Here is a 25,902-nt window from a genome sequence, read left to right as displayed (position 1 = left end):
AAACGGACCCTCAATGCCCAGATTGCTTTTCATCCCCGGCAGCCTGCGACAGGCGTCATCCTCCAGGGCGACCATGCGCGCGCTGATCGCCCGGCTGGGCGATGCGGCGGACTGCGACGTGGCCGATCCCGGCGCGCTGCCGCATTACAACGCGGATGTCACCGACAACGCGGCGGTGGCCGCGTTCCTCGCGCAGATCCGGGCGGCGGACGGGCTGGTGTTCGTGACGCCGGAATACAACTACTCGGTCCCCGGCGTGCTGAAGAACGCGATCGACTGGGCCTCGCGCCCGGCCTACGAGTCGGTGTTCAAGGCCAAGCCCTGCCTCGTGATCACCACTTCCGGCGGGGCGCTGGGGGGCGTGCGGGCGCAGGCGCACCTGAAATACATCCTCAACGGGATGCTGGCGCAGGTCCATACCGCCAAGGAAATCCTTGTCCCCATGGCCAACACCAAGGTGGTGGACGGGCTGTTGCAGGACGAGGCGGTGCTGGGCTTTGCCGGGGAGACGCTGGCCGGGTTCATGGCGACGCTGGGCTGAGACGCGGCCCGGGATGTGCAGGACCTTGCGTCACGCGGCATTTTCCCATTGTGGACAGGGCTGTCCGGTCGCTAACGATCCCGCGTCGGGAGTCTGGGCAGGCGGTCGGGGAACGTGGCGGGTTACGATTACATCATCGTCGGGGCGGGGTCGGCGGGCTGCGTGCTGGCAGAGCGGCTGAGCGCCTCTGGCCGGCATCGCGTGCTGGTGCTGGAGGCGGGGGGGCACGGGCGGTCGCCGTGGATCGCGCTGCCCTTGGGCTATGGCAAGACCTTTTACGATGCGTCGGTCAACTGGAAGTACGAGGCCGAGCCGGAGGCGGCGCTGGCCGGGCGCACCGGGTACTGGCCGCGCGGCAAATGCGTTGGCGGATCGGGGGCGATCAACGCGCTGGTCTACGCGCGCGGGGTGCCGCGCGACTATGACGACTGGGTCGCGGCGGGGGCCACGGGCTGGGACTGGGCCACGGTGCGCCGGACCTATGACGCGATGGAGACGCGGGTGGGCGCGGACGGCACGCGGCGCGGGGCTGGGCCGATCCAGGTGCAGGACGTGTCCGACCTGATCCACCCGGTCAACCGGCACTATTTTGCGGCGGCGGGCGAGCTGGGCCTGCCGGTGACGACCGATCTGAACGGCGACAGGCAGGAAGGGGCGGCGGTCTACCAGATCAACACCGCCGGCGGGCGGCGGATGCATTCGGCGCGCGCCTTTCTGGCCCCGGCCTTGAAGCGGCCCAACGTCACGCTGATGACCGGCGCGCTGGTCGAGCGGCTGCACATCGAGGGCCGCCGCGTGACCGGGGTGGTCGTGCGCCACAGGGGGCAGCTGCGGACGCTGACGGCGGGGCGCGAAGTGTTGCTGTCGGCGGGGGCGGTGAGTTCGCCCCGGCTGCTGCAACTGTCCGGCATCGGGCCGGCAATGCTGCTGAAATCGCAGGGCATCACGCCGCTGCTGGACGCGCCGCAGGTGGGCGGCAACCTCCAGGACCACCTGGGCATCAACTACTACTTCCGCGCGACGGAACCGACGCTGAACAACGCGCTGCGTCCCTTCCTGGGCAAGGTGCGCGCGGCGTTGCACTACGCGCTGGCGCGGCGCGGGCCGCTGGCGCTGTCGGTGAACCAGTGCGGCGGTTTCCTGCGGTCGACGCCGGACCATCCGCACCTGGACCAGCAGCTGTATTTCAACCCGGTGACCTACACCACCTCGCCCAGCGGCAAGCGTACGGTGATCCAGCCCGACCCGTTTCCCGGCTTCATCATCGGCTTTCAGCCCTGCCGGCCGACCAGCCGGGGGCGGATCGACATTTCCGCCAATGACCCTGACGCGCCGCCGCGGATCCGGCCGAACTCATTGCACACCGAGGAGGACCGCGCGCAGGTGGTGGCGGGCGGGCTGCTGTGCCAGCGCCTGATGCGGACCGAGGCGCTGACCCGGCTGGTCGACCGGGCGATGGCACCGGACCTGCGACAGATGGGCGCCGATGACATCCTGGCCGATTTCCGTGAACGCTGCGGCACCGTGTTTCACCCGGTCGGCACCTGCGCGATGGGGCCGGAGGCGGCGGGCGCGGTTGTCTCGCCCCGGCTGAAGGTGCATGGGTTCGAGGGGCTGCGCGTGGTCGATGCCTCGGTCTTTCCCAACATCACCTCGGGCAATACCAATGCGCCGGTGATGATGCTGGCGTATCGCGCCGCCGAGCTGATCCTGGAGGAGACATGAGCATTCCCTATTCCAGTTCCGGCGCGGTGCCTGTGGCGGGGGACCGGGGCAAGGATGACACTGGCCCGCGCATCGCCCGGATCGAGACATTCTGCACGCCGCTGATCGGCTTTGTCCGGGTGACGGCAGAGGACGGCACGCAGGGCTGGGGGCAGGTGTCGACCTACAACAGCGACCTGAGCTGCGAGGTGCTGCACCGGCAGGTGGCGCCCTGGGCGCTGGGGCGCGGGATGGACGCGCTGGAGGCCGTGCTGGCCGAGATCCCGCTGCGCGAGCACAAGTACCCGGGCACCTACCTGCGCCGCGCCATGGCCGGGCTGGACACCGCCGTCTGGGACTGGCGCGGCAAGGTCGCGGGGCAGCCGGTGGCGGTGCTGCTGGGTGGCACGGCGGGGCCTCTCAGGGCCTATGCCTCGTCCATGCGGCGCGACATCACCCCCGAGGACGAGGCGGCGCGGCTGGTTGCCCTGCGTGACAGTCACGGATTCGACGCCTTCAAGGTGCGGGTCGGGGCGGAGTGCGGTTTGGATCGCGACGAATGGCCGGGCCGGACCGAGGCGATCATTCCGGCGATCCGGCGGGCCCTGGGCGACGGGGCGGCGCTGCTGGTCGATGCGAACTCCGGCTTTGGCCCGGCGCGCGCCATTGCCGTGGGGCGGATGCTGGAGGACCAGGGCTATGAGCATTTCGAGGAGCCGTGCCCCTACTGGGAACTGGAACAGACCGCCGAGGTGACGCGCGCCCTGACCATCGACGTGGCGGGGGGCGAGCAGGACTGGGACCTGCAACAGTGGAAACGGATCGTGGGCTTGCGGGCGGTGGACATCGTGCAGCCGGACGTCCTGTACCTGGGCGGCATGGCCCTGAGCCTGGAGGTGGCGCGCATGGGGCATGCCGCCGGGCTGCCCTGCACGCCACACAGCGCCAACCTGTCGCTGGTGACGCTGTTCACCATGCACCTGTTGCGCGCGGTGCCGAACCCCGGCCGCTACTTGGAGTTCTCGATCGAGGGGGACGACTATTACCCCTGGCAGCGCGGGCTGTTTGTCGAGGACCCCTATACCGTGACCAATGGCCGGGTTGAGGTCAGCGACGCGCCCGGCTGGGGGGTGGAGATCAGCCCCGAATGGCTGGCGCGGTCGGCCTACAAGGTCAGCGAGAAGGGCTGACTCAGGCCGTCACGAAACTGTCGGCGTAGGCCTCGCGCAGGGCGTTTTTCTGCACCTTGCCCATGGTGTTGCGCGGCAGCTCGTCCAGCACGACGTAGCGCCCGGGGCGTTTGAACCCGGCGAGGTCCGCCTTGACCGCCGCCTCGATGGCGGGCAGGTCCAGCGTCGCGCCCTTTTGCGGCACCAGCACGGCGATCACGCTTTCGCCGAAGTCGGGATGCGGCGCGCCGATCACCGCGCTTTCCAGCACGCCGGGCAGATCGTCGAGGAACAGCTCGATCTCCTTGGGGTAGATGTTGTAGCCGCCCGAGATGATCAGGTCCTTGCTGCGGCCGACGATGGTGACGTAGCCGTCCGCGTCGATCCGCGCGATGTCGCCGGTGATCAGGAAACCGTCGGGCAGCAGTTCCTGGGCGGTCTTTTCCGGCATCCGCCAGTAGCCCTTGAACACGTTGGGGCCGCGCACATACAGCACCCCGGTTTCGCCCTGCGGCAGGGGCGCGCCGGTCTCGGGATCGCAGACCTTGACCTCGACCCCCGGCAGCGGAAAGCCGACCGTGCCGGCGCGGCGCTCGCCCTCGTAGGGGTTGGAGGTGTTCATGCTGGTTTCGGTCATGCCGTAGCGTTCCAGGATGCGGTGGCCGGTGCGGTCCTCGAAGGCGCGGTGCGTTTCGGCCAAGAGCGGGGCAGAGCCGGAGATGAAGAGCCGCATCCCCGAGGTCAGGTCACGGTCAAAGCGGGGATCGTCCAGCAGGCGGGTGTAGAAGGTGGGCACGCCCATCATCGTGGTGGCGCGGGGCAGGGCGGCCAGCACGGATTCAAGCTCGAACTTCGGCAGGAAGATCATCGCCCCGCCCGACAGCAGCATCACGTTGGTCGCCACGAACAGCCCGTGCGCGTGAAAGATCGGCAGCGCGTGCAGCAGCACGTCGTCCGCGGTAAAGCGCCAGATCTCGACCAGCGCCTGCGCGTTGGACACCAGGTTGCGGTGGGTCAGCATCGCGCCCTTGGACCGCCCGGTGGTGCCGGAGGTGTAGAGCAACGCGGCGATGTCGTCTTCGGTGCGGGGCGCGGGGGCAAAGGCGCTGTCCTGCGCATCGGCGAGGTCGCTGAAACTGCCGCGCCCGTCCGCGCCGATGGTGTGCAGGGCGCAGCCGGCCTTTGCCGCGATGGGGGGCATGGCTGGCGCCTCAGCCGGATCGCAGACGAACAGCACCGCGCCGCTGTCACCGACGAAATAGTCGAGTTCGGCCGGGGTATAGGCGGTGTTGAGCGGCAGGAAGACCGCGCCCGCCAGGATGCAGGCGGCGTAGAGCGCCAGCGCCTCGGCGGACTTGGCAATGTGCACGGCGACGCGGTCGCCGGGCGCCACCCCGGCGGCGGCCAGCGCGTTCGCCATCTGCCCGGCGCGCGCCAGGAAGGCCGCATGGGTCAGCGTCTGGCCGTCGGCCAAGTGCAGGAAGGGCGTGTCGCGCCCTTCGTGCGGGGCGAACAGGGCGTCATGCAAAGGGTTGCTCATGGTCTCACTCCTTAGTCCGCGGACCCGGGCGCAGGGGGCCTCAGGTCGCGCTTTCCTCGTCCTTGGCGATCATCGCCATGTAGCGCCCAAGGCCCAGCTGGATGTGCTGTTCGGCGGCGGCGCGGGCGGCCTCGGGGTCACCCTTGGTCACCGCGTCGTGGATCGCCTCATGCTCGACGATGGAGCGGGCGATGTTGGGCGCCTTGGACAGCCCGCGCCGGCGGAACAGGTGCATTTCCTTGACGAGGTTGTCGTAGATCGTCTTGGCCTTGGGGTTGTGCGCGGCTTCCATCAGCATGTCGTGAAATTCGATGTTAAGGCTGTAGTAGCGGTCGACGCGGTCCTCGGCCAAGGCTTCGCGCATCTTTTCGAGGTTGCGGCGCAGCCGGTCGGGCAGCTTTGTCTCCGCCCCTTCGGCGACGCGGCGCGCGGCGGCGGCGCAGGCCATGGCAAAGATCGCGCCGCGCAGGTCGTAGAGGTTGCGCACCTCGGCCAGCGTCAGCTTGTGCACAAAGGCGCCGCGGTTGGCGATCAGGCTGATCAGCCCGCTGTCGGCCAATGAGCGGATCGCCTCGCGCACGGTGCCACGACTGACGCCCATGGCGTCCGACAGCGTGAGTTCGTTCAGTTTCTCGCCGGCCTCGAGGTTTCCCTCGACGATCATGCGCTCGATCTCGGCGCGCACCTCGACGGCGAGGGTCGCCCGTTTTTGCCCGATATCTCTTGCCGAAAGCTTCATTTCGCCATTTCACCCCGCGCCGTATTTTTGTCAACAATCAACATACATCTTGTGCGGTCCCGCCGCATCCCCTAGTTTGGCCGTGACAGTTACGCCATGGGAGGGTCCAATGACGCAGCGCGACAAACCGGGGGTGCCGGAGGCCCAGGGCGGGCCGGTGACCGGCGCCAGTGCGGCGCTTCGCGGCATCCGCGTCCTGGACCTGACCCGCGTGCGGTCCGGACCGACCTGCGTGCGTCAATTCGCAGATTGGGGCGCCGATGTCATCAAGATCGAGACGCCCGAGGACAGCGCGCAGCTGGGCGGGCCACGGTCCGGCGCGGATTTCCAGAACCTGCACCGCAACAAGCGCAGCCTGACGCTGAACCTGAAGTCCGAGGCCGGGCTTGAAGCCTTTCGCCGGCTGGCCAGGACCGCCGACGTGATCGTCGAAAACTTTCGCCCCGACGTGAAGAACCGCCTCGGCATCGACTATGACACCCTGTCGCAGGACAACCCCGGCTTGGTCTATGCCTCGATCTCGGGCTTTGGCCAGGACGGGCCTTTGGCCGACCGGCCCGGATTCGACCAGATCGCGCAGGGCATGGGGGGCCTCATGTCGATCACCGGCCAGCCGGGCACCGGGCCGATGCGCGTGGGCATCCCCATCGCGGACCTTTGCGCTGGCCTCTTTGCCGCGCAGGGCATCCTGATCGCGCTGATGGAGCGGCAGGCGTCCGGGCGCGGCCAGTGGATCCAGACCTCGCTGTTGCAGGCGCAGGTCTTCATGCTGGATTTCCAGGCGGCGCGTTTCCTGATGGATGGCGATGTGCCGGGGCAGGCGGGAAACAACCATCCCACCTCGATCCCGACGGGCGTGTTCCGCACCAAGGACGGCCACATGAACCTGGCCGTGGCGGGGCAGGAGATCTGGCGCCGCTTTGCCCGCGCCATGGGGCACGAGGAATGGATCGAGGATCCGCGCTATGCCACCGCCCCCGCGCGGTCGGAGAACCGCGATGCGCTGAACGCCGCCATCGAGGAGATCACCGTCAGCCGCACCACGGCGGACTGGGTCGAGGCGATGAACGAGGCAGGCGTCCCGGCGGGCGAGATCAACGACATCGGCCAGGTCTTTGCCAACCCGCAGGTGCAGCACCTGGGTTTGGCGCAGCCGGTCGTCAGCCAGGAGCGCGGCCCGACCCATGTGGTCGGCCAGCCGATCCTGATGAGCCGCACGCCCAGCCATATCGCTGCGCCGCCGCCGCTGGCCGGGCAGCATTCCGCGGACATCCTGGCCGAGATCGGATTCTCGGCCGAAGACATCGAGGCCATGAAGGCCTCTGGCGCCACCTGAAGGAACCCACAAGGCATGACCGACAAGATCATCACCAGCCAGAACGGCCCGATCGCCCGCATCATCTTCAACCAGCCGGAAAAGCGCAACGCCGTGTCGTTCGAGATGTGGCAGGCGGTGATCGAAGCCGCGACCCGCTTTGCTGCCGATCCTTCCGTGCGCATCCTCATCCTGTCGGGTGCGGGCGGCAAGGCCTTTGTGTCGGGCGCGGACATCTCCAAGTTCGAGAGCGAGCGCGCCAGCAAGGAGGCGGTCGAGACCTACAACGCCACCACGGCCGAAGCCTACAACCTGGTCGCCAACTTCCCCAAGCCGACCATTGCGCAGATCGACGGGTTCTGCGTCGGCGGCGGCGTGGCGCTGGCGCTCAGCTGTGACATCCGCATCTGCGGGACCGGGTCGCAGTTTGCCATTCCGGCGGCCAAGCTGGGGCTGGGCTATGGCTATGTCGGGATCAAGCGGCTGATCGACGTGGTCGGCCCCGCCTTTGCCAAGGAAATCTTCTTTACCGCCCGCCGGTTCGACGCCGAGGAGGCGCGCACCATGGGGCTGGTCAACCGGATCGTGCCCGATGGCGAGGTCGAGGCCGCCGCCGAGTCGATGGCCGAGATGATCGCCGCCAACGCGCCGATGACGGTGAACTCGGTCAAGTTCATCGTGAACGAGGCGATGAAGCCCGAGTCCGAGCGGGATCTGGATGCCTGCGCCGCGCGCGTGCAGGCCTGCTTTGACAGCCAGGATTACATCGAGGGGCGCCGTGCCTTTCTGGAGAAACGCAAGCCGGGCTTCATCGGCGCATGAGTTCCGAAACCGCACCGAAACGGGTGGACGAGGGCGAGGCGCGGGCGCGGTTCGAAACCGCGCTGTCGGACCATGAACAGGCGTTCGAACGCTTTTTCCTCGCCCGGTTCCTGGACCTGTCGTTTGCCTACCTGCCCGCCGAGGCGGCGGATGCCGACAAGGAAGTCTGCCGCGTGAAATTCCCGGTCTCGGACGTGCTGCGCAACCCGCAAGGGTCGCTGCACGGCGGTGTCATGGCCTCGGCCATGGACATCTCCATGGGCCACCTGGTCGCCAAGGTCGCGGGGCCGGGGGCCACGATCGAGATGAAGATCCAGTTCATGCGCCCGGTCATGGGCGGCACCGTCACCTGCGAAGGTCGGTTCACCCGCCGGGGCCGGTCCATGTCCTTCATGGAAAGCCGCCTGTATTCCGAGGACGGCAAGCTTGCCGCCCTTGCCACCGCCACATGGAAAATGCCGTGACTGCACAACAGCCTACCCGCGGGATCACTCCCGACCTTTTGACCGCGATCCGGGCGCGGTTTGCCCATGTCGACAGCTGTCCCTTTGCCGGGGACCGGGTGTTCTTTGAAAACGCGGGCGGCGCGCTGACGCTGAAATCCGTGGTCGAAACCTCGGGTTTCTTTGCCGGTATCCCGGACAACCAGGGCCGCGACAACGAGGCCTCGCACGAGCTGGTGCGGATCATCGACAAGGCCAAGGACGACATGCGCGTGTTCTTCAACGCGCCGGGCGGCACCTTTTTTGTCGGCGAAAGCGGGACGGAACTGCTGTTCCGGCTGATCTCGGCGGCCTGTCTCGGCACGCCCGAGGGCGGCCGCGTGCTGGGCAGTACGCTGGAGCATCCCGCCACCCGCAGCGCCTGCAACCGCTGGGCGGAGGTCGCGGGCAAGACGCATGTGCTGGTGAGCCATGATCCGGAGACGGGATCGGTGTACCCGGAGCATTACCTGCCGCAGCTGACCGCCGATACCCGCGTCGCCACCATCCTGCACACCTCGCCGGTCTCCGGCATGGGGGTGGACGTGGCCGCCGTCGCCAGGGCGATCCGGTCGGTGGCGCCCGATTGCTACATCATCGTCGACGGCATCCAGCACGCCGCGCACGGCCGTCTGGACCTGTCCAGCTACGGCGTGGATGGCTACGTGGTGTCGCCCTACAAGGTGTTTTCGCGCCACGGCTATGGCCTTGCCTGGCTGTCGAACCGGCTGGCCAAGCTGCCGCATGACAACCTGATCGACGCGCCGGGTGCGCCCTGGGAACTGGGCACGCGCGACACCGGATCCTATGCCACCTTCTCGGACGTGGTGGCCTATTTCGACTGGCTGGGCGGGCAGGTGTCGGACTCGGCAGACCGGCGCGAACGGATCGTCGCGGCGGGTGACGCGATCCACGCGCACGAGGCGGCGCTGACCAATGCCATGCTGCACGGCACCGGCAACCTCAAGGGGCTGGCCGGGTACGACGAGGTGGTGATGGTCGGCGGCGTGGACAACCCGCGCCGCGAGGGGCTGGTGAGTTTCGTGTTCAAGGGGCAGGCCGCGCAGGACACGGTGACCAAGCTGCGCGAGCGGGGAATTCGCACCCATACGCGCAAGGCCGATCACTATTCGCGCAACATCCTTGACCCGCTGGGCCTGCCGGCCTGCATCCGGGTGTCGATGTGCCACTACAACTCCGAGGCCGAGGTCGCGCGGTTCCTGCAAGCGGTGCAGGAGATCGCCGAGGAGGCGCGTCAGGCGGGCTGACCGGCCAGCGTCTCGAGATCCGACAGCAGGGCGGAGGGGATGTCGATCCCCTCCGCCCTTGCCTTTTGCAGGCGGGCCAGCGCGCGGGCGCCGGGCAGGCGGGGCGGCTGCGCGGGGTTCAGCGCGGGGGACTGGCCGACGATCCGTGCGGCGGTGTCGAGACGCGCGGCGCGGTCCGTGTCAGGCAACAGCCGCGCGGCATCCACCAGCAGGATCATCTGGCCCAGGTCCTGCGGCGCGCCGGGGGTATCGGCGGCGGTCGGCACCTCGGACAGCATCGCGGCGCCTGACAGCCCTCCGGCCATAAGATCGAGGCAGAGCGCGAGGTTCGCGCCCTTGTCGCCGCCGATGGCGGACATCAGCCCGCGCATCGCCTGTGCCGGGTCGGTTGTGGGCAGGCCGTCCGGCCCGGTGGCCCAGCTGTCGGGGATGGGGGTGCCCGCCCTGGCCGCCGCCCGCACGCGCGACCGCGACACCACGGACAGCGCCATGTCGAGGATGACGTGCCGCCCCTCGGGGTGTGGCAGGGCAAAGCCCAAGGGGTTGTTGCCGATCACCGGGGCGCGGCCGCCCGCCGGGGCCATCATCGGCGCGGTGTTGCTGGTGATGACGGCGGCAAAGCCGTGTTCGGCCGCGACAAACAGGTAGGGCGCCAGCGCGCCCAGGTGGCTGGCCCGGCGCAGGAAGGCGGCGGCGACGCCGCACTGGCGCGCGGCCTGCATGGTGTGCTCCAGCGCGGAGAAGGCGACGGCGGGGCCGAGGCCGCGCGCGCCGTCGATGCGCAGCAGGGCGGGGGCGGGGCGCTCGACCTGCGGGGCGGCCTGCGCGTCGATGCCGCCCGCCGCGATCCGCGCGGTGTAATCCCGCACACGCACAAGGCCATGGGTGGAGATCCCCATGGCCTCGGTCAAGGTCAGCATCTGCGCGGCGCTGTCCGCGTCGGGGATCGCGACGCCCGCGCGCGCGAAGGCGCGGGCGGCGAGGGTCTGGGCCGCGTCGAAGGGCAGGCGCGCCATCAGGTGCCGGCGTTCTCGACGTCGTTGCTGCGCGCCGACTTGCCGATCCGGGCCAGCAGCGGCAACAGCACCACCAGCGCCACCGTGACCAGGATAATGACCAGCGAGGGCGTGCGTTCCACGAAGATCATGAACGATCCGCGCGAGATGGTCAGCGTCTGGCGCAGCGCCTCTTCGGCCAGCGGCCCCAGCACCAGCGCCAGCACCAGCGCGGCGGGCGAATAGCCGTAAAGCCGCATGAAGAAGCCGATGATGCCCGCCGCGAACATCAGGTAGGTTTCGACAAAGCTGGCGTGCACGCTGAAGGTGCCCAGCGCGCAGATCACCACGATGGTCGGGCCGAGGATGCGGTAGGGCACCTTGATGATCTGCACGAAGAGCGGGATGGCAAAGATGCTGATCGCCAGCAGCGCCATGTTGCCCAGGTACATCGAGGCGATGAGGCCCCAGGCCAGTTCCGGGTTCTGCGACATGAACAGCGGGCCGGGGCGCAGGCCCCACATCAGGAAGGCCGCCAGCAGAACGGCGGTGGAGGCCGAACCGGGAATGCCCAGCGTCAGGAGCGGGATCATCGCCCCCGAGGAGGCGGCGTTGTTCGCCGTCTCGGGGGCCACGAGGCCGGCCATCTCGCCCTTGCCGAAGTTCTCGGGCGTCTTGGAGACCGAGCGTTCGATGGAATAGGCCATCAGCGAGGCGATGGTCGCGCCCGCACCCGGGATCACGCCGACGACAAAGCCCAGGAGCGAGCCGCGCACCATGGTCCAGCGGGTCGAGATCCAGTCATGGGCGGTGGGCCAGAACCGTTCCTCGGCGTCGTAGCGGACGATGCCGCCGGTGCCGGTGCGGTGCAGCCCGTTGTAGAAGGCATAGAACAGCTCGCCCAGGCCGAACAGGCCGATGGCGATGGGGATGAAGTAGATGCCGCCGATCAACTCGGCCGAGCCGAAGGTGTAGCGGCCCTGCCCGGTCTCGAGGTCCACGCCGACGGTGCCCAGCGCAAAGCCGATCAGGGCCGAGATCACGCCGAACTTCCAGTTCTTGCCGATCATCACGATGAGGGTGAGCATCCCCATCATGGCCAGCAGGAAGTATTCCGGCGGGCCGAAACTGCGCGACACCTGGCTGAACATCGGCGCGAGGATGGTGATCAGGATCACCCCCACCGTGCCGCCGATGAACGAGGCCGCCGCCTGCATCACCAGCGCGGGCCCCGCGCGGCCGTTCTTGGCCAGCGGAAAGCCGTCAAAGGTGCTGGCGACGGTGGCGCTTTCGCCCGGGGTGTTGAGCAGGATCGAAGTGATCGTGCCGCCGTACATCGCGCCGTAGTAGATCGCGGCCAGCATCATGATGGCGCCGACCGGGTCCATGCCGAAGGTGACCGGCAGCAGGATGGCCAGCCCCGCCGAGGGGCCGAAACCGGGGATCACCCCGACCACCATGCCGACCATCGCGCCGACCAGCAGGTAGACCATGTTGATCGGTGTGATGGCGATCGACAACCCCATCAGCAGGTCCGAAAAGATGTCCATCAGGTGTCCTCGGTTGGGATGCGTCGGGCGCCGTCAGATCGGCAGGGAATAGAGGGCGGGCGGCATGCTGGCGTTCAGCAGCCGGTCGAACAGCAGGTAGACCGCGATGGGCACCAGCACCGACACCAGCCCGTTGGTGAGGTGGCGCCCCGGGTTGACCACCGTCAGCGCGAGGCCGAGGAAGATCACCGTGGCGACAAAGCCGCCGAACAGCCGCATCAGCACCGCGTAGAGCAGCCCCAGCGCGATCAGCGCCACCGCGTCGCGCCAGCGGCTGTTGTCGCCATTGGGCTCGCGGCTGCGGCGCATCTCGTCCAGCGTGATCAGCAGGCAGACGACGATCGCCGTCACGCCGATCACGCGGGGAAAGAAACCCGGGCCCAGCCGCCCGGTCCGCGTCAGGAACGACAGGTCGACAAAGGCGACGTAGGTATAGAAGACAGCGCCCGCCAGAAGCACGAGCGCGAACACGATGCGCATGGAACCTGTCCCGTGAAAGACCGGCCGGGCAGGGCGCCCGGCCGGGAGTGCCGTACCGGGGTGATCAGTCGATTGCGCCGACCGAGCGCAGCACTTCCTCGAACCCGCCCATGGTGGTGGTCAGGAACGCCGCGAATTCATCGCCGTAGATGACCGTGGGGGTCAGGGTGTTGGAGGTGATGTAGGCGTCCCACTCGGGCGTCTCGACGACCTTCTTCATGGTCTCGATCCACCAGTCCTGCGCCTCCTTGGGCGCGTTCGGTGCCAGGATCAGGCCGCGCGGCATCGACACGCCGATGTCAAAGCCGATGTCGCCCATGGTCGGCACGCCTTCGAGCGCCTTGGGCACGTTCTTGCCCGAGAAGACCAGCGGACGCAGGTCGCCGGATTCGATCAGGCCGAGGATCTCGCCGGGATTGCCGACCATCGCGTCCAGCGCGTTGGACAACAGCGCGGTGGTCTGTTCGGACATGTCGTTGAACGACACATAGTCGAATTCGAACCCGGCCTTTTGCGCGAACAGCGTCGGCACGATGAAGTCGACGTTCACGGTGCCGGTGCCGCCGATGTTGATCGGGTTTTCCTTGGCGAAGGCGATGAACTGCTCGATGTTCTGGATCTCGCTGTCCTTGTTGACCACCAGCACGAGGTCGTCGGTGGCCAGCAGGGCGACGGGCGTGAAGTCCGCCGGTTTCCAAGGCGTGTCGGCCTGAAGCGGCGTGGTGACAAAGCTGCCCGAGGTCGTCGAGATGCCGTAGGGGTTGCCGTCCTGGGCAAAGAGATAGCCCCAGCCCACCGCGCCCGAGCCCCCGGCGCGGTTCTCGGGCTGGATGTCGCCCGGGTAGAGCTCGTACTTCTTCAGGATCTCGATGATGCTGCGGGCCATGATGTCGTTGCCGCCGCCGGGACCAAAGGCGATGGTCCAGTCAAGCGTCTGGTCCGCCGCCGGGTAGTCCTGCGCAAAGGCCGGTGCCGAAAAGGCAAGCGGGGTCGCCACGGCCAGCGCCGCAACAAGGCCGGTGGCCGAAGCCCCCTTCGATTTGAGTGTAAGTTCCATTGTTTTTTTCCTCCCTGGTTTGATCTTGTGATCCGTGGCCTGTTTGGGCCTGTTCCCTTTGTCTAGCCGGCCGGATCCTCCGCGCCGGCCTCGAGCGAGGCCAACAGGCGTTGCTTTCCGTTCAGGTGATGCTGGGCGCCTTCGTCGCGGGCGGCCTGTGCATCTCCGCGGGTGATGGCGTCGACCAGACGCCGGTGTTCGCTGTTCGACAGTTCCAGCGCGGCGCGGCCCGACAGGACGCGCAGGCGGAACAGGCGCACCTCCTTGCCCAGCGCGGTGTAGAGCGCGCAGGAGCGCGGCTTGGCCGCGGCGGCGGCGATGTGATCGTGAAAGGCGAGGTTGGTCAGGAAATACGCGCTTTCGTCCTGCTCGGCGATCGCCTCGTCCATGCGGTGCAGGTAGACCTGCAAGGTCTGGTGCAGGGCGGCGTCGGCGGTGCGGGCCAGTTCGGCGCAGAGGTAGCCGGCGATCATCGCGCGCAGGTCATACAGCTCCAGCGTCTCTTGCAGCGACAGGCTGCGGACAAAGACGCCGCGGTTGGCGACCGCCGTCACCAGCCCGTCGCGTTCCAGCGAGCGGGCCGCCTCGCGCACCGGGCCGCGGCTGACGCCCATCAGTTCGGCCAGCGTGGATTCGTCCAGCCGCTCACCCGCCGCCACCTCGCCTTCGAGGATGATGCGTTCCAGTTCGTCACGGACCTCGTGCACCAACGGACGCCGGCGTTCAAAGCTGCCACGAATTTGGGACCCCTCGCTCATGCCCTGATTTCAGGTCATGGATTGTAGATTGTCAACAATATTCTGTTGAATGATCGAAGACGGGGCGATACCCCTGTCGACAAGCGCCCGGCGGGACAGGGGATCTGGCGGATCGCCGGGGCCGGAACCGGAAGGAGCGACACATGCAGAACGGCAGCAGACTGACGGGCCGGACGGCCTTTGTTTCGGGGTCGGGCCAGAACATCGGGCGGGCCATCGCGCTGCGCCTTGCGGATGAGGGCTGCGCCATCGTCGTCAACGGATCGCGCGACAGCGCCGCGGCGGAACAGACCGCCGCCATGGTGCGCGAACGGGGCGCAGAGGCGCTGGTGGCGATGGGCGACGTGAGCGATGCGCAGGCGGTGCAGACCATCGCCAAGGCCGCGCTGGAGCGGTTCGGCCGGGTCGACATCCTGGTCAACAACGCCGCCGTGCGGCCGCACAAGCCGTTCCTCGAGACAACGGACGAGGACTGGAGCCGGGTGATCGACACCGCGCTGACCGGCGCCTTTCGCCTCAGCCGCGCCTTTCTGCCCGGCATGGTGGACAACGGCTGGGGCCGGATCGTGAACTTTGCCGGGATGAAGGCGATCCGCGGCTATTTCGAGGGGGCGCCGATCTCGGCCGCCAAACACGGCGTCTGGGGCATGACCAAGGCGCTGTCCGAGGAATTCGCCCCCAAGGGCATCACCGCCAACGTCATCTCGCCCGGCCAGATCCGCAAGGAGACCGAGACGGTCGATGATCCCAAGCGCGTGGCCTCGATCCCGGTGGGGTCGATGGGGCGGCCCGAGGATATCGCCGGAACGGTGGCCTTTCTCGTGTCGGACGACGCGCGTTTCGTCACCGGACAGATGATCGCGGTGAACGGCGGCGAGGAGACGTGACGCCGTGCGCGGCCCGCTGAGCTGTGTCGCCACGGTGCACCGGCCCGGCGCGCTGCCGGGCGATCCCGACCCCTATTCCGGCCCGGACAGCTTCACCTTTGTCCGGGTGCGTCTGCGTGATCGGGACGGGGTGACGGGCGAGGGATTCACCGGGCGGTTCCTGGCGGCCGAGGTGGCGGGGTTCCTGAACGGGGCGGTGCGCGCCGCGCTGGACGTGCCGGAGGTGCCGACGACCTCGGCCCTGATGCGCCGGGTCAACCCGCGCGGCATGACCGGCGTCGTCGTCTCGGCGCTGTCGGCGCTGGACGTGGCGCTGGCGGATCTCGCGGCGACGCGGGCGGGCGTCAGCCTGGCGGCGCAGCTGGGCGGCAGGCGGGTCTCTGCGCCGGTGCATGTGACCTGCGGCTTTCCGGCTTTGGACACAGGGGCGCTGGTCGAGGTCTGCGCGCGCGAGGTCGCCGGGGGCGCGCGCGGGGTCAAGGTGCTGATCGCCGCACGGGGGCGCAGCGTCGCCGAGGACGTGGCGCGCCTGCGCGCGGTGCGTGACGCCATCGGCCCGCAGGCCGAACTGATCGCCGATGCGAATTGCGGTATGGACCTGGAGACCGCGCGCGACTTTGTCCGCGCGGCGGCGGACCTGGACCTGGCCTGGCTGGAAGAGCCGGTTTTGGGCAACGACCGCCACGCCTTGGCTGACCTGGCGCGCATGGGCGTCATGCCGCTGGGCGCGGGCCAGATGGAGCAGAGCACAGAGCGGTTTGACCTGCTGACCGAGGCGGGGGTGCAGGTGTTGCAACCCAACGCCGTCTTTGCCGGTGGGGTCGCGGCGGCGGTCGACGTGGCGCGGCGCGCGCAGGGGCAGGGGCGGCAGGTGGCACCCGGCGGCGGCTGGGACTTCGTCAACCTGCACTGGGTCTGCGGCGCGATGGAGCAGGGCGGGATCGAGCTGCACCGCGCGCAGGCCCGCATCGCCCGGCTGCTGCTGCCCGATCCGCTGCGCATCGTCGACGGCGCGCTGTGCCTGCCGGACGGGCCGGGGCTGGGCCTCTGCCCGGATGAGGAGGCGCTGGCCGCCTGCCGGGTGCTCTGAGCCTCAGCCCGCGCCGAGCCGGTCGCCGATCCGCTGGTACAGGCGATAGACCAGCGTCGCGGTCGAGATGACGATGAAGATCCGCAGGATGTGAAAGCCGGTGATGATCTCCGGGTCGAGGTGCATGACCTTGGCGGTGATCACCATTTCCGTCACCGCCGCCGGGGCGAGCGCGAGAAAGGCCGTGGCCATCGGCAACCCGGTCGCCGCCGACAGCACCAGCGCCCCGGCAAAGGCCGCGACGATCATGAAACCCGAGGCGCAGACCCCGGCCAGCGCGACGCGGGGCAGGGCCAGCAGCATCTCGCGCTGGAACTGCGTGCCCAGCCAGGTGCCGAGGAACAGCTGCGCCGCCAGGATCGCGCCCGAGGGCACGCTGGCCGACAGCGTGCCCGTCGCCCCCAGCGACAGCCCCAGCAGCATCGGCGCCACCAGCCAGGCGTTCGGCAGGCGGGTCAGGTTCAGCGCCCGCGCGGCGAGGATCGCGACAGCGAAGGCCAGCAGCAGCGGCAGCAGGGTGTCGGCGGTCAGCGGCGGCGCGGCGTCGGGGATCGTGCCGGGGGTGCCGAAGGTGATCACCAGGATCGGCACCACGGCCACGGTGATCGACACCCGCAGCGCCTGCACCAGCGCCACCGCCGAGGCATCGCCGCCCTTGTCCCGGGCGACCACGGCCATGTCGGCCACGCCGCCCGCCGCCGTGGCGAAAAAGGCCGTCGGGCGGCCGACCCCGGCCAGGGGGCGGAACAGGAAGGCCGCGCCCAGCGTGTAGGCGATCACATAGACCGTCGCCACCAGCATGGCCGGGGTCAAGGCCAGCGTGGCCAGCAGCGTCTCGGGCGTGAAACGCAGGCCGATGCCCAGCCCGATGGTGATCTGCGCCAATTGCCGGCTGAAGGGGATCGTCGTCAGCCGCACCCCCATCGCCGAGGCGGCCGCACAGGCAAAGAACGGCCCCAGCATCCAGGCCAGCGGCGCGCCCAGCGTGTGGGCGGTCCAGCCGGCCAGCCCGGCGATGGCGTAGGTCAGCCCGGTGCGTGCCCAGCGGCGCAGTCCCTTCGCGGGGGTCGCGGCGGTGTCGCGGTCCTGCATTGGCGGGTGTCCTTCGATGCTGTGTCCCGGAGCGGGGCGCGACGGGCGGCTGGCAAGCTGCCCGAAGGGCGCGGAAACCGACGCGCAAGGCGACGGCTGCCAAGTGGTACTGACCTCTGGCGGGCTGGGCAAGGGCAGCGGCGTGCGGGGTCAGCTCTGGCGTGACTCGCAGCGCGCCGAGCGATGTATCGGCACAAACTCTCGGCAGACCTCCCCCACGATGGTTTGGACCCGGGCGCGGTGCCCGTCAGTGAAGGCATCCGTAACGCTGTCCTGGCCCCAGCGCGCGATTGGCCGCTCCGGCAGCAGCGTCGGGGTATTCCCGGAAAGGTTCCGGGGTCTTGCGAGCAGGAAATGTGATCTCTTCAGTCTGTCCGTCTGCCTCGTTCGCACAGGCTCGGCCTGACACCGGGGGAGAGGACCGGTCTCGGGTCATCTCGCGCTTCTTGGTTGGCGGGTGGAAGGGGTATTGGCTTGGATCTCGAACCGGACTCGAGGAGACAGCCGCCATTCACGCCAGGACCTCCACGGGCAGGCGCGCCAGTGACAGGGTGCCTTCGCTCATCCAGTGGATGGCGAGGCCATTGATTTTCTTGTCAGGCCAGCGGCGGTGAACCATCGCGGCGTAGGCGGCCAGTTGCGGCTGGTAGGCGGCAAAGCGGGCCTCGGGGTCCGGGCAGGGGCCGGACTTGTGGTCGATGATCAGCAGACCGTCCGGGCCTTCGGCCAGGCAGTCGAGAATGGCGTTGGTTTCCGAGCCGTCCGCCGAGGTTTCCTGCAACGGCAGCTCGAAGTGCAGGTCGTCATAGCCGCGATCCGCCAGCCAGGCGGTCAAGGCCCGCGCCTGGGCGGCGATCTGGGCAATGGCGGCGTCCGGCAGGCCCGTGGCGGCGGCGATGCGACCGGCCAGGTCCGGGCGTCCGGCGAGCACGCGGAAGGCGAGGTGCCACGCCGTCCCGCGCGCGGTCGCGCTGCCGCTGCGGGTCTCGGCGACGCCATCGCCCAGCCTGAGCGTTTCCAGCGCGCCGGCCGGCAGCGCGGCGCAGGCGCCAAGGGTCGAGGGGCTGCGCCGCCAGGGGGTGCGGGGACCATCCGCTGCGGGCTGCGCCGTTCCGAAGCGGGCCAGCGTCTCGGCCGCGGTCGTGGCGGGTGTCGCCGGCGCGTCGGGGACACCGTCGGCCACGCGGGCGGCAAAGCTCTGGCCCGCAACGGTCAGCGTGCCGTCGCCGGTTTCGAATCCGGCGCGGGCACGCAGCAGGTCGACCATGCGCCGGGGGTGCTCCGAGGGCTTGCCCGGCGGCCGCTGCATGACGAGGATCAGCCGATCCCGCGCCCGCGTCAGCGCGACGTAGAGCTTGCGCGCGGCGTCGCATTCGTCCTCGGGGCGGCGCGCATCGCCGGTGAGGTCAGCCAACCGGCCTGCTGGATCCGCACCGGCAGGCCGTGCGCCTCAAGCGCGGCTGCGGCTGCGCTGGCCTTGTCATGGGTGTAGGTCAGCACGGCAATGTCGCCGGGCCGGACCGGGCGCAGTTCCTCGCGTGTCTTGTCCCAGACCAGGGTGCCCGCCTCCAGGAGGTCGGCCACGCGGTTGGCGATACACTCCGACGAGGTATCCTTGCGGCCACCGGGCAGGTGCAGCACCTCCAGCGCGGTCTCGCCGGTTTCGGGGCGCTGCGGCTGCAACGGGGTGTAGTCATCAAAGAGCGCCGGACCCAGCGTGTTGACGAGGTCCATGATGCGCTTGTCCGAGCGCCAGTTGCGATGAAGCGGCGACACGGCATCGAGGTGCCCGCCCTGCAAGGCCTGCGACAGGCGGGCGTCGGCGCCCTGAAAGCCCATGATGGACTGCTTTGTGTCGCCCACGATCAGCGCACGTTTCGCGCCACGCGCCAGCCGCCAGAGCAGGGCGAACTGCACCGGGTTGGTATCCTGGAATTCGTCGATCACCACGCAATCGATCTCGCCCAGCACCGCCTGCAGGATCTCGGGGCGGTCATGCAGCAGGCTTTCGGCCTCGGCGATCATGTCGCCATAGTCGATCAGCCCGGCGCGGCGCTTGGCGGTCTGGTAGGCGTGCAGCACCTGTTGCGCGCCGGTGACCAGCGCGGTCAGATGGGCCCTGGCATCGGCAAGCGGGCCGGGATGGCGGGGCAGGGCGTCCGCGGCCGACCGGACGGCCTGCGCAAGGGCATCGTAGCCGGGGGGCGTCCGCGACTTGCTGTTCGAGAGGCGCAGGTTGCGCAATTTCTGCCAGAGCGGCCAGTCCGTCTCGAGCCGGCCGGGTTGGCTGGCAGTCCGCAGGTTCTCATGGTCTTTGGCAAAGTCGTCCCTGACCGATCTGGTTGCGGCAAAGAGCGGTGCGAGGCTGCCCGGGAAGGCCGCCAGCACGTCTTGTACCGCTTGGCGCAACGCGGCCGTGAGGGCGGTTCCGTCTTCGGCGCAGGGGCCGTAGCCTTTGGTCAGCGCCTCCAGCGCGGGGGTCAGGATATCGGGCGACTGGCCGCGCGCGCCCAGCCCGCGGATCAGGTCGACGGTCCGCAGTACATCGGCCCGGAAGCCGTCCTCGGCGCTGGTCCGGGCCTGGTGGTTCCAGCGGTAGCCGAACCGGCCGAGATGCTCCATCAGCGGGGCCAGCGCCGCGCAATGGTCCATTTCCAGCCGGATCAGAAGGTCGCGCTCGGGCTCGCTCAACAGGCGGCTTTCGGGCGAACGGCCGGCGGCAAAGGCGTGTTCGGTCAGCAGGCGCTGGCCCAGTGCATGGATCGTGCCCATGTAGGCGCGGTCGATCTCGAGCGCGTCGTGGAGCCGGCCGCGCGCCATCAGCTCGCCCCGCACGCGGTCGCGCATTTCGGCGGCGGCGGCCTCGGTGAAGGTCACGGCCAGGATGCGGCCCGGGGCGACCTCGCCGGTTTCGACCCAGGCACCCAGTTCCTTCTGGATGTGCCAGGTCTTGCCGGCGCCGGCCCCGGCGGGCACGAGGGAAAGATGGGTCATTCGGCGTCCTCCGCGAGGGTTTCGGGCAGGCTGAAGGCGGCGACAAGGGGATCGTCCAGCGCATAGGCGCGCAGGCCGCGCTCTTTTTCGAAGGTCTTCGCATCGCCTGTGCGGTTGAGGCGGATGGTGCCGGCGCCGACCTCGGCCAGCACGTCCGCGAGATGATCCATCGCCCGCACCGAGGCGTCCTGGCCTGTCGTCTCGATCCGGGGCACGTCCGCGCCGCGGGCATCGGACAGGACCGTGCCGTCGCGCAGCATGTGATAGGCGGTGATGACCTGCGCGCCCTGCGCCACCAGCCGTGTCAGCGCGGTCTCTGCCGAGGGCCGTTCCAGCATGGCGCGGTAGAGCGCCACCTGCAGGTCCCAGCCTTTGGACATGCGGTCGCGCCGCCCGGCCGCGCCGGAGCGCTTGTGATCGACGACCAGGATGCGGCCGTCGGGCAGGCGCAGCAGGCAATCGGCCTTGCCGTGCAGCAGCAGGCCGCCGTGGTCGCCCTGAAGCGTGATCTCGTTGTGCAGCACCTGCGCGCCGACATCCCTCAGGAACCCGGCCCAGGAGGTGCAGACCTCCAGCGCCTCGCGCAGCAGGCTGCGACGCTCGGTGGCCCAGGCGGGCTCGGCCAGCCAGGCGGCGTGACGGCGGATCGCCGCGTCCAGCGCGTCCGGGACCATGGCTGCGATCGCGGGGCTGTCGGGCACCGGGACGCCCTCGGCAAAGACCTCTTCCAGCACCTGGTGCATCAGCGTGCCCAGGGTCATCACGTCCAGCGCCTCGGGTGCCCAGGTGCGGTCCCGCGCGCCCAGTTCGCCCAGCAGCCAGGCCAGCGGGCTGACCAGCAGAGTCTCCAGCCGCGACGGCGAATGCGGCAGCGGCTGCCCCTCCGGTGTCCGGCGCAGGTCGAGCAGGTCACGGCCCGGCTGGTCGGGCGTGCCGAGACCGGCTTGCAGGTGGATCAGGCCAGTCTCGGGCAGGTCCGGCGCGCCGCCCAGGGCGACCGGGTCGGGAACGTGCACGGCCACGGGCCAGCTGTCGGGCGGCGCAGAGCGGATGTCCTGAACGAGGTCGGCCGGGTCTTTGGCCCCCAGCATGTGCGCCATCAACGCGAGGCCCGTGGACGGCGTCAGCCGGTCCCCGCGCAGGTCCAGCGCCGGGACCAGCAGCGTCAGCCCCTCGGTGCCGGCGCCCAGCTGGCGGCGGAACAGCTCCAGCCCGCGCGCGAGTTTTTGTTGCCGTCCGGGCAGCGCCAGGCCGGTGGCGCGGATCGCCTCGATTTCGCCTTCGGTGAAGAAGGGATCGGCGCCCGGGAGGCGCGGCCAGTGACGGCCGGCCAGCCCCAGCACGATCAGCTGCCGGACCGGGCGCCAGGGCAGGGCGTTTTCCGCAAACAGCGACACGCCTTCGACAAAGCGGTCTGCCCCCTCGGCAGGCGTCATGCGCGGGCTGGCCAGCCGACGCAGCAAGGGCCAGTCGAGCGTGTCCTGCGCGACGGCTCTCAGGGCGGCGATGCGCGGTTGCAGCGCCGCGCAGGGGGCCGCACGGGCCACCACGCCAAGGCGGGCAAAGAGCTGTTCCGGCGTGATGTAGGGGCGCAGCGCCTTCAGCACCTCGCGCGCCGCGCCGGTCAGTTCGGAGGCCGTGCGGGACCATCCGCGTTCCATGAGCTCGCGCGCCATCCGCAGACCCGTGTCCCGGGGCCAGGGCATCACCGGCGCGACATAGAGCGAGGCCAGGGCCGTCCGCGGGGCGTGGCCCTGCAGCAGCACGAGCAGCAGGGACAGCAGTTCGCCCACGTCGTCGCGCAGCACCGGCTGGGCGGGCCGTCCGGCCAGCGGCAACCCGACGCGGTCGAACGCCTCGGCCAGGGCCATCCCGTAGCTCGGTTCGTCCGGCGCCAGCAGACCGATGTCCCGTGCTGCCGATACGGTGCCATCGTCCAGCATTGTGCGGGCACGGGCGGCGGCGAATTCGGCTTCCTCGCGGGGATCCCGCAGACCGTGACAGGCAAGGCTTGCGTCCGGCGGGACCCTGTCGGACCTGCGCCCGAGGGTGTCTTGCAGGTGCCGGTATGCGGTCCCCGGGGGTGCCTGTTCCGGCGCCTGTTGCGCGGGCAGGCGGCCGTGGTGCGCGCCCAGGGGCCGCGCAAGCGCCGTTTCGGCCGGGCTGGCGAAAGGGCAGTCCGGGCCGATCAAGGGCAGCGGTTCCAGGGCCTCCGACGCCGTGCTGCGCAGGACATGGCGCCAGGTGTCCAGGGGGCCGGGCAGGGCACCGAGGTCACGCCACAGATCGCGCAGCGCCTGCATATGGGTCCGCGCCCGGCTCTCCGGCAGGAGGGCGGGTTCCAGGTCGTCCGGATCGAGGTGCGGCGTGGCGCGTGCCACGGCGATCAAACCCGCTTCGACCGCCCGCGCCGTTTCGTCGGGCGCTGCGGCAAAGCTGGCCGACCAGGGCGCGGTGCCGCCGCCGAGCGCGTCTTTCAGCACGAGGCCAGCCGCGCGTGGCGCAAGGTAGACTTCGGCCAGGAGGTCGTCGGTGACGTGGCGCACCGCGCCCGAGACGGGGGAGCGCGTGAGCAGGGGATCGATGCGCATCGGCAGACCTTTCGAATCGTTAACCTGGTGTTGCTCCAAGGTGCGCCCCTTGGGGTGGCAAAAGCTGTCGCGGCGATCAGGGCAGCGCCGGGAAGTCCTGTCGCCGGTGCGCGGCGACCAGGTCGCGCAGAGCCTTTGGCGCGATGACCTCCACCTGGTCGCCCCAACGATACAGGTGCCAGGCCATCTCGAGGTGTCCCGAGGCCTCGAACCGGACTGTCAGCGCGCCGTCCGCCTCTTCGGTCATTTCCTGGGTCGGGTGGAACACGAACTGTTTTGCCACCGGGGCGGACTCGGGGGTGAACCGCCATTCCACCGGCCCGAATTCCGCCTCCGAATGGAAGGATCCGAATGCCAGCGCCGAAAAGCGCGCGAGGTCGAAATCGGCGTCGCGGGCAAAGCTGCGCGGGGTGATCTGGGCCTCGACGATCCGGTCCAGCCGGAAGCGCCGCATGTGTCCATCCCCCGCCGAGGGCCGCGCGACAAGGTATCGCCGGGTGCCCAGCAACAGGCCGTGCGGCTCCAGCAACCGTTCGCTGGCGGTGCCGTCGGCCGATCGATAGGTCACTTTCAGTTCCCACGGCGCGCGCAGGGCCTCGGTGAGAACGCCCAGCAGCCGCAGGTCGGGTGCGACGCGCGGCCCGGGGCGCGAGGCAAAACCCTGCGCCTCCAGCAGAGCCTCGGCATCGGCCTCGGTCCGTCGTGCGTGGCTGGACGGCATCGACGCCAGCAGCCGGTCCCGCAGTGTCCGCAATCGCTGTGCCTCGTCCGGCGCGCCGTCGCGTTCGGCACGCTTGACCGCCATCTCGAGCGCCACCAGCTCGCCGTCGCGGATCCCCTGCGCCTGTAGCCAGCGCGGGTCATGGCGGGGCATGTGCCAGCGGCGGCGGCGGTCCGGATCCTCGCTGATGTCGACCTGCGGAAAGACCGTCTCGAACGAGCGCATCATGCGCTGTGCCGTCCGGTGATCGCAGCCGAACTCGGCCGTGATGTCCTGTAACGCGATGCCGTCAAAGCGGGACATGGCCATCTCGGCGACCCGCAGGAGATCGGCGGCCTTGGCATAGGACATGGGAATTTCCTCGATCAATCAATCGTCTGAGGCACCGCCAAACGGTGACGACTTTTGTCATGCTCATGCGAAACCATCGAATTGTCAACGAATCTTCAGGACCGGAGGGATCGGAATGCGGGTACTGGACCTTGAACATGCGCGTGGCTCGCTGGCGCGCGGATTGGCGCGGCAGGCGATGGAGCTGGCCGCCCGCGACAGCGCCGAGACGGCCGGCATCCTGAACGAGGTCCACCAAATGGCGCCCAACATCCGGAGCCGTCAACGCTTTGCCGCGCGGATCAGGGGGCGGCGTGGCGTGGTGCAGGCCCTGCCGACATCGCAAGGGCTGGTGGTGGTGTTGCGGACCGTGCTGGGCGTGGACCTGCGGAAGGACGGCGTCGATTGCTTCAGAGAAGAGCGCATCGCCTGGACGCGCTTTCACGTCCGCACGGGCAAGGGATTGATCGTGTTCAAGGTTCATTCCGTCCACGCCACGCGTCACGTGATGCAGCGCCGGGTGGAGCGGTCCGACTGCCCGTTGAGCGGTCTTCTGGGCGACATGGACGCCGCCATGGTGCGGGCGCTGTCACGGCTGGCAAAAGGCGACGTTCTGACCGATCGGGACGACGCCTACCTGCCCGCGCGCAGAGGGGTCTGGGCGGGCGGCACGGAGGTGACCCAGGTCGATCCCGGCTGGGGCCCTGCCTTTCGCAAGGCTGCTCCGATGGAGATCTTTGCCATCCGCACCTTCCTGGGAGAGGCCGAGATGCGCCCGACGGTCTGGCTGGGCTGGTCCGGGGAGAAAGTCGCCTGAGGGGGACCTTGCCGCTCAGGGAACCGCCGTGCGGGCTCTCGTCTACAGGGGGCAAGTCATCCTAGCCTGACCTTACTTGTCAGGCGCAGCGACGGTCCACCTGGAAAGCTGTTTGCCGGTCGTCAAGGGATTGGTTTTCCGGCAAGGACGGGCGGGCGCGGGTCAGCAACGACCGCAATGCGCAGGAATCGGAAACCGCAGACCCGTGGCAGCGTCGTGACGGCAGACCACTTCAGCGCGGTGTCCCGCACCGGACTTGCGCGGATGCGCCATAAGTCAGGCCAGGCGCGATGCCCTTGCCATCGGCAGCGCAGACCTGCGTCGAAGCGGGATGCGCCGATTGCTGCGGCCCAGGCTTCATTCAGATCGTTGGTCGATGCCTGCACGACACCGACACGGGAGACCGATGCGTGAACGAGTCGTTTCGCGCTCTGCTGAGCGGCGCGCCGCGCACGGTCGGCAGTCCCTGCACGGCGAAAACTGACGAAGGCGAGAGCTGTTCCGGCTGGGTTGGACAGTAGCGAGGTCTGAGCTGTCGCCCGGAATTCGGACACTGACGCAATCCGGGCGAATGGGCGCTTTGACCTGCATCTCGCCGCCAGCAAGTTTTTGTTGCCTGGCGGCCATCACGGGGTACGGCACAGGAACCCAGGCCCGCTCCGGGCTGAAACCGTGCACGCGCTGCGCAAGGCACTTGCGACAGCGATGGGCCGGAGCCAGCCATGCACCTTCGGAGGGCCCGGAACACCGGACGAATTGATGCCGCGTGCCGATCCCGAGGGGGGCTTCGCTGCGGGATGGCTTGACCGAAACGGACGGTCTCGCACCGCAGGGGCGTTGATGATGTGACCGCCCCCCGACGGCATCAACGTGCCAAGGTGGGTCTGCAACGATCCACAAAGGAGAGCGGTCATGTCGGAGATTATCACGGTCGGGCTCGATCTGGCGAAGAATGTCTTT

General features: G+C 69.2%; 22 protein-coding genes. 10 read left to right on the top strand and 12 right to left on the bottom strand.

The genetic code is table 11. The annotated features are described in order from the left end of the window. Nucleotides 1-13 precede the first annotated feature (13 nt). From MAA8898_RS14825 to MAA8898_RS14815, 3 genes are all read left to right on the top strand, one after another. Nucleotides 14-541 (top strand): NADPH-dependent FMN reductase, encoded by a 528-nt coding sequence (locus tag MAA8898_RS14825; RefSeq protein ID WP_094021815.1) that lies wholly within the window; start codon nucleotides 14-16, stop codon nucleotides 539-541. A gap of 114 nt (nucleotides 542-655) precedes the next feature. Then, the gene (locus tag MAA8898_RS14820) at nucleotides 656-2,266 is read left to right on the top strand and encodes a GMC family oxidoreductase (RefSeq protein WP_094021814.1); all 1,611 of its coding nucleotides are present in this window, start codon (nucleotides 656-658) and stop codon (nucleotides 2,264-2,266) included. Continuing rightward, nucleotides 2,263-3,435, top strand: a complete 1,173-nt coding sequence (locus MAA8898_RS14815) for a mandelate racemase/muconate lactonizing enzyme family protein (protein WP_094021813.1) — start codon at nucleotides 2,263-2,265, stop codon at nucleotides 3,433-3,435. Before MAA8898_RS14820 ends, MAA8898_RS14815 begins: the two co-directional genes overlap by 4 nt. Before the next feature lies 1 nt (nucleotide 3,436). Here the strand turns inward: MAA8898_RS14815 and MAA8898_RS14810 are convergent, their stop codons facing one another. Both MAA8898_RS14810 and MAA8898_RS14805 read right to left on the bottom strand, forming a co-directional pair. Beyond that, the gene (locus MAA8898_RS14810) at nucleotides 3,437-4,954 is read right to left on the bottom strand and encodes a malonate--CoA ligase (RefSeq protein WP_094021812.1); all 1,518 of its coding nucleotides are present in this window, start codon (nucleotides 4,952-4,954) and stop codon (nucleotides 3,437-3,439) included. 40 nt (nucleotides 4,955-4,994) lie between these two features. Beyond that, on the bottom strand, nucleotides 4,995-5,693 hold the full coding sequence (locus MAA8898_RS14805) for a GntR family transcriptional regulator (RefSeq protein WP_094021811.1): 699 nt from the start codon (nucleotides 5,691-5,693) through the stop codon (nucleotides 4,995-4,997). A 109-nt stretch (nucleotides 5,694-5,802) separates the two neighbouring features. On the opposite strand from MAA8898_RS14805, the gene MAA8898_RS14800 reads away from it, so the two are divergent. Genes MAA8898_RS14800 through MAA8898_RS14785 form a run of 4 tightly spaced genes read left to right on the top strand, consistent with a single transcriptional unit; the run spans nucleotide 5,803 to nucleotide 9,580 of the window. Beyond that, a complete protein-coding gene (locus tag MAA8898_RS14800) occupies nucleotides 5,803-7,029 on the top strand; it encodes a CaiB/BaiF CoA transferase family protein (protein WP_094021810.1) in 1,227 nt (408 codons plus the stop codon). Nucleotides 7,030-7,044: 15 nt separating this feature from the next. Then, complete coding sequence (locus MAA8898_RS14795; protein WP_094021809.1) at nucleotides 7,045-7,830, top strand: enoyl-CoA hydratase; 786 nt, start codon at nucleotides 7,045-7,047, stop codon at nucleotides 7,828-7,830. Beyond that, nucleotides 7,827-8,294 carry a PaaI family thioesterase gene (locus MAA8898_RS14790; protein WP_094021808.1) on the top strand — a complete coding sequence of 156 codons (468 nt, stop codon included), beginning with the start codon at nucleotides 7,827-7,829 and terminating at the stop codon, nucleotides 8,292-8,294. Before MAA8898_RS14795 ends, MAA8898_RS14790 begins: the two co-directional genes overlap by 4 nt. After that, nucleotides 8,291-9,580, top strand: coding sequence for an aminotransferase class V-fold PLP-dependent enzyme (locus MAA8898_RS14785; RefSeq protein ID WP_245853430.1), 1,290 nt, complete (start codon nucleotides 8,291-8,293; stop codon nucleotides 9,578-9,580). Before MAA8898_RS14790 ends, MAA8898_RS14785 begins: the two co-directional genes overlap by 4 nt. Here the strand turns inward: MAA8898_RS14785 and MAA8898_RS14780 are convergent. From MAA8898_RS14780 to MAA8898_RS14760, 5 genes are all read right to left on the bottom strand, one after another. After that, nucleotides 9,568-10,596 carry an Ldh family oxidoreductase gene (locus MAA8898_RS14780; RefSeq protein WP_094021806.1) on the bottom strand — a complete coding sequence of 343 codons (1,029 nt, stop codon included), beginning with the start codon at nucleotides 10,594-10,596 and terminating at the stop codon, nucleotides 9,568-9,570. The two genes, MAA8898_RS14785 and MAA8898_RS14780, sit on opposite strands and share 13 nt — an antisense overlap. Further along, nucleotides 10,596-12,125, bottom strand: a complete 1,530-nt coding sequence (locus tag MAA8898_RS14775) for a tripartite tricarboxylate transporter permease (RefSeq protein WP_094021805.1) — start codon at nucleotides 12,123-12,125, stop codon at nucleotides 10,596-10,598. Before MAA8898_RS14775 ends, MAA8898_RS14780 begins: the two co-directional genes overlap by 1 nt. A gap of 33 nt (nucleotides 12,126-12,158) precedes the next feature. Beyond that, nucleotides 12,159-12,605 carry a tripartite tricarboxylate transporter TctB family protein gene (locus MAA8898_RS14770; protein WP_094021804.1) on the bottom strand — a complete coding sequence of 149 codons (447 nt, stop codon included), beginning with the start codon at nucleotides 12,603-12,605 and terminating at the stop codon, nucleotides 12,159-12,161. A 64-nt stretch (nucleotides 12,606-12,669) separates the two neighbouring features. Further along, on the bottom strand, nucleotides 12,670-13,662 hold the full coding sequence (locus MAA8898_RS14765) for a Bug family tripartite tricarboxylate transporter substrate binding protein (RefSeq protein ID WP_094021803.1): 993 nt from the start codon (nucleotides 13,660-13,662) through the stop codon (nucleotides 12,670-12,672). Between the two features lie 62 nt (nucleotides 13,663-13,724). Continuing rightward, nucleotides 13,725-14,420, bottom strand: coding sequence for a GntR family transcriptional regulator (locus MAA8898_RS14760; protein WP_094021802.1), 696 nt, complete (start codon nucleotides 14,418-14,420; stop codon nucleotides 13,725-13,727). A gap of 143 nt (nucleotides 14,421-14,563) precedes the next feature. On the opposite strand from MAA8898_RS14760, the gene MAA8898_RS14755 reads away from it, so the two are divergent. Together MAA8898_RS14755 and MAA8898_RS14750 are read left to right on the top strand one after the other, a co-directional pair. Next, complete coding sequence (locus MAA8898_RS14755; RefSeq protein ID WP_094021801.1) at nucleotides 14,564-15,307, top strand: SDR family NAD(P)-dependent oxidoreductase; 744 nt, start codon at nucleotides 14,564-14,566, stop codon at nucleotides 15,305-15,307. Nucleotides 15,308-15,311: 4 nt separating this feature from the next. Next, on the top strand, nucleotides 15,312-16,397 hold the full coding sequence (locus MAA8898_RS14750) for an enolase C-terminal domain-like protein (protein WP_094021800.1): 1,086 nt from the start codon (nucleotides 15,312-15,314) through the stop codon (nucleotides 16,395-16,397). Between the two features lie 3 nt (nucleotides 16,398-16,400). On the opposite strand, the gene MAA8898_RS14745 is transcribed toward MAA8898_RS14750, so the two are convergent. The 5 genes from MAA8898_RS14745 to MAA8898_RS27085 form a co-directional block, all read right to left on the bottom strand. After that, nucleotides 16,401-17,489: an AbrB family transcriptional regulator gene (locus tag MAA8898_RS14745; RefSeq protein WP_094021799.1), complete on the bottom strand. Its 1,089-nt coding sequence runs from the start codon at nucleotides 17,487-17,489 to the stop codon at nucleotides 16,401-16,403. Nucleotides 17,490-18,000: 511 nt separating this feature from the next. Next, nucleotides 18,001-18,903, bottom strand: a complete 903-nt coding sequence (locus MAA8898_RS26760) for a PD-(D/E)XK nuclease family protein (RefSeq protein WP_245853429.1) — start codon at nucleotides 18,901-18,903, stop codon at nucleotides 18,001-18,003. After that, nucleotides 18,828-20,483: a UvrD-helicase domain-containing protein gene (locus MAA8898_RS14740; RefSeq protein ID WP_245853428.1), complete on the bottom strand. Its 1,656-nt coding sequence runs from the start codon at nucleotides 20,481-20,483 to the stop codon at nucleotides 18,828-18,830. Before MAA8898_RS14740 ends, MAA8898_RS26760 begins: the two co-directional genes overlap by 76 nt. Further along, nucleotides 20,480-23,074 carry a PD-(D/E)XK nuclease family protein gene (locus tag MAA8898_RS14735; protein ID WP_094021798.1) on the bottom strand — a complete coding sequence of 865 codons (2,595 nt, stop codon included), beginning with the start codon at nucleotides 23,072-23,074 and terminating at the stop codon, nucleotides 20,480-20,482. Before MAA8898_RS14735 ends, MAA8898_RS14740 begins: the two co-directional genes overlap by 4 nt. Before the next feature lie 76 nt (nucleotides 23,075-23,150). Beyond that, on the bottom strand, nucleotides 23,151-24,146 hold the full coding sequence (locus tag MAA8898_RS27085) for a helix-turn-helix transcriptional regulator (protein WP_094021797.1): 996 nt from the start codon (nucleotides 24,144-24,146) through the stop codon (nucleotides 23,151-23,153). A 115-nt stretch (nucleotides 24,147-24,261) separates the two neighbouring features. Here MAA8898_RS27085 and MAA8898_RS14725 point away from each other — a divergent pair, with 115 nt between their 5' ends. Next, nucleotides 24,262-24,942, top strand: coding sequence for a hypothetical protein (locus tag MAA8898_RS14725; protein ID WP_094021796.1), 681 nt, complete (start codon nucleotides 24,262-24,264; stop codon nucleotides 24,940-24,942). Nucleotides 24,943-25,902 lie beyond the last annotated feature (960 nt).

Origin of the sequence: Antarctobacter aquimaris (assembly GCF_900184945.1) — a bacterium.
Taxonomy (GTDB): Bacteria; Pseudomonadota; Alphaproteobacteria; order Rhodobacterales; family Rhodobacteraceae; genus Maliponia; species Maliponia aquimaris.
This window is presented reverse-complemented; position numbering and strand designations above follow the sequence as displayed.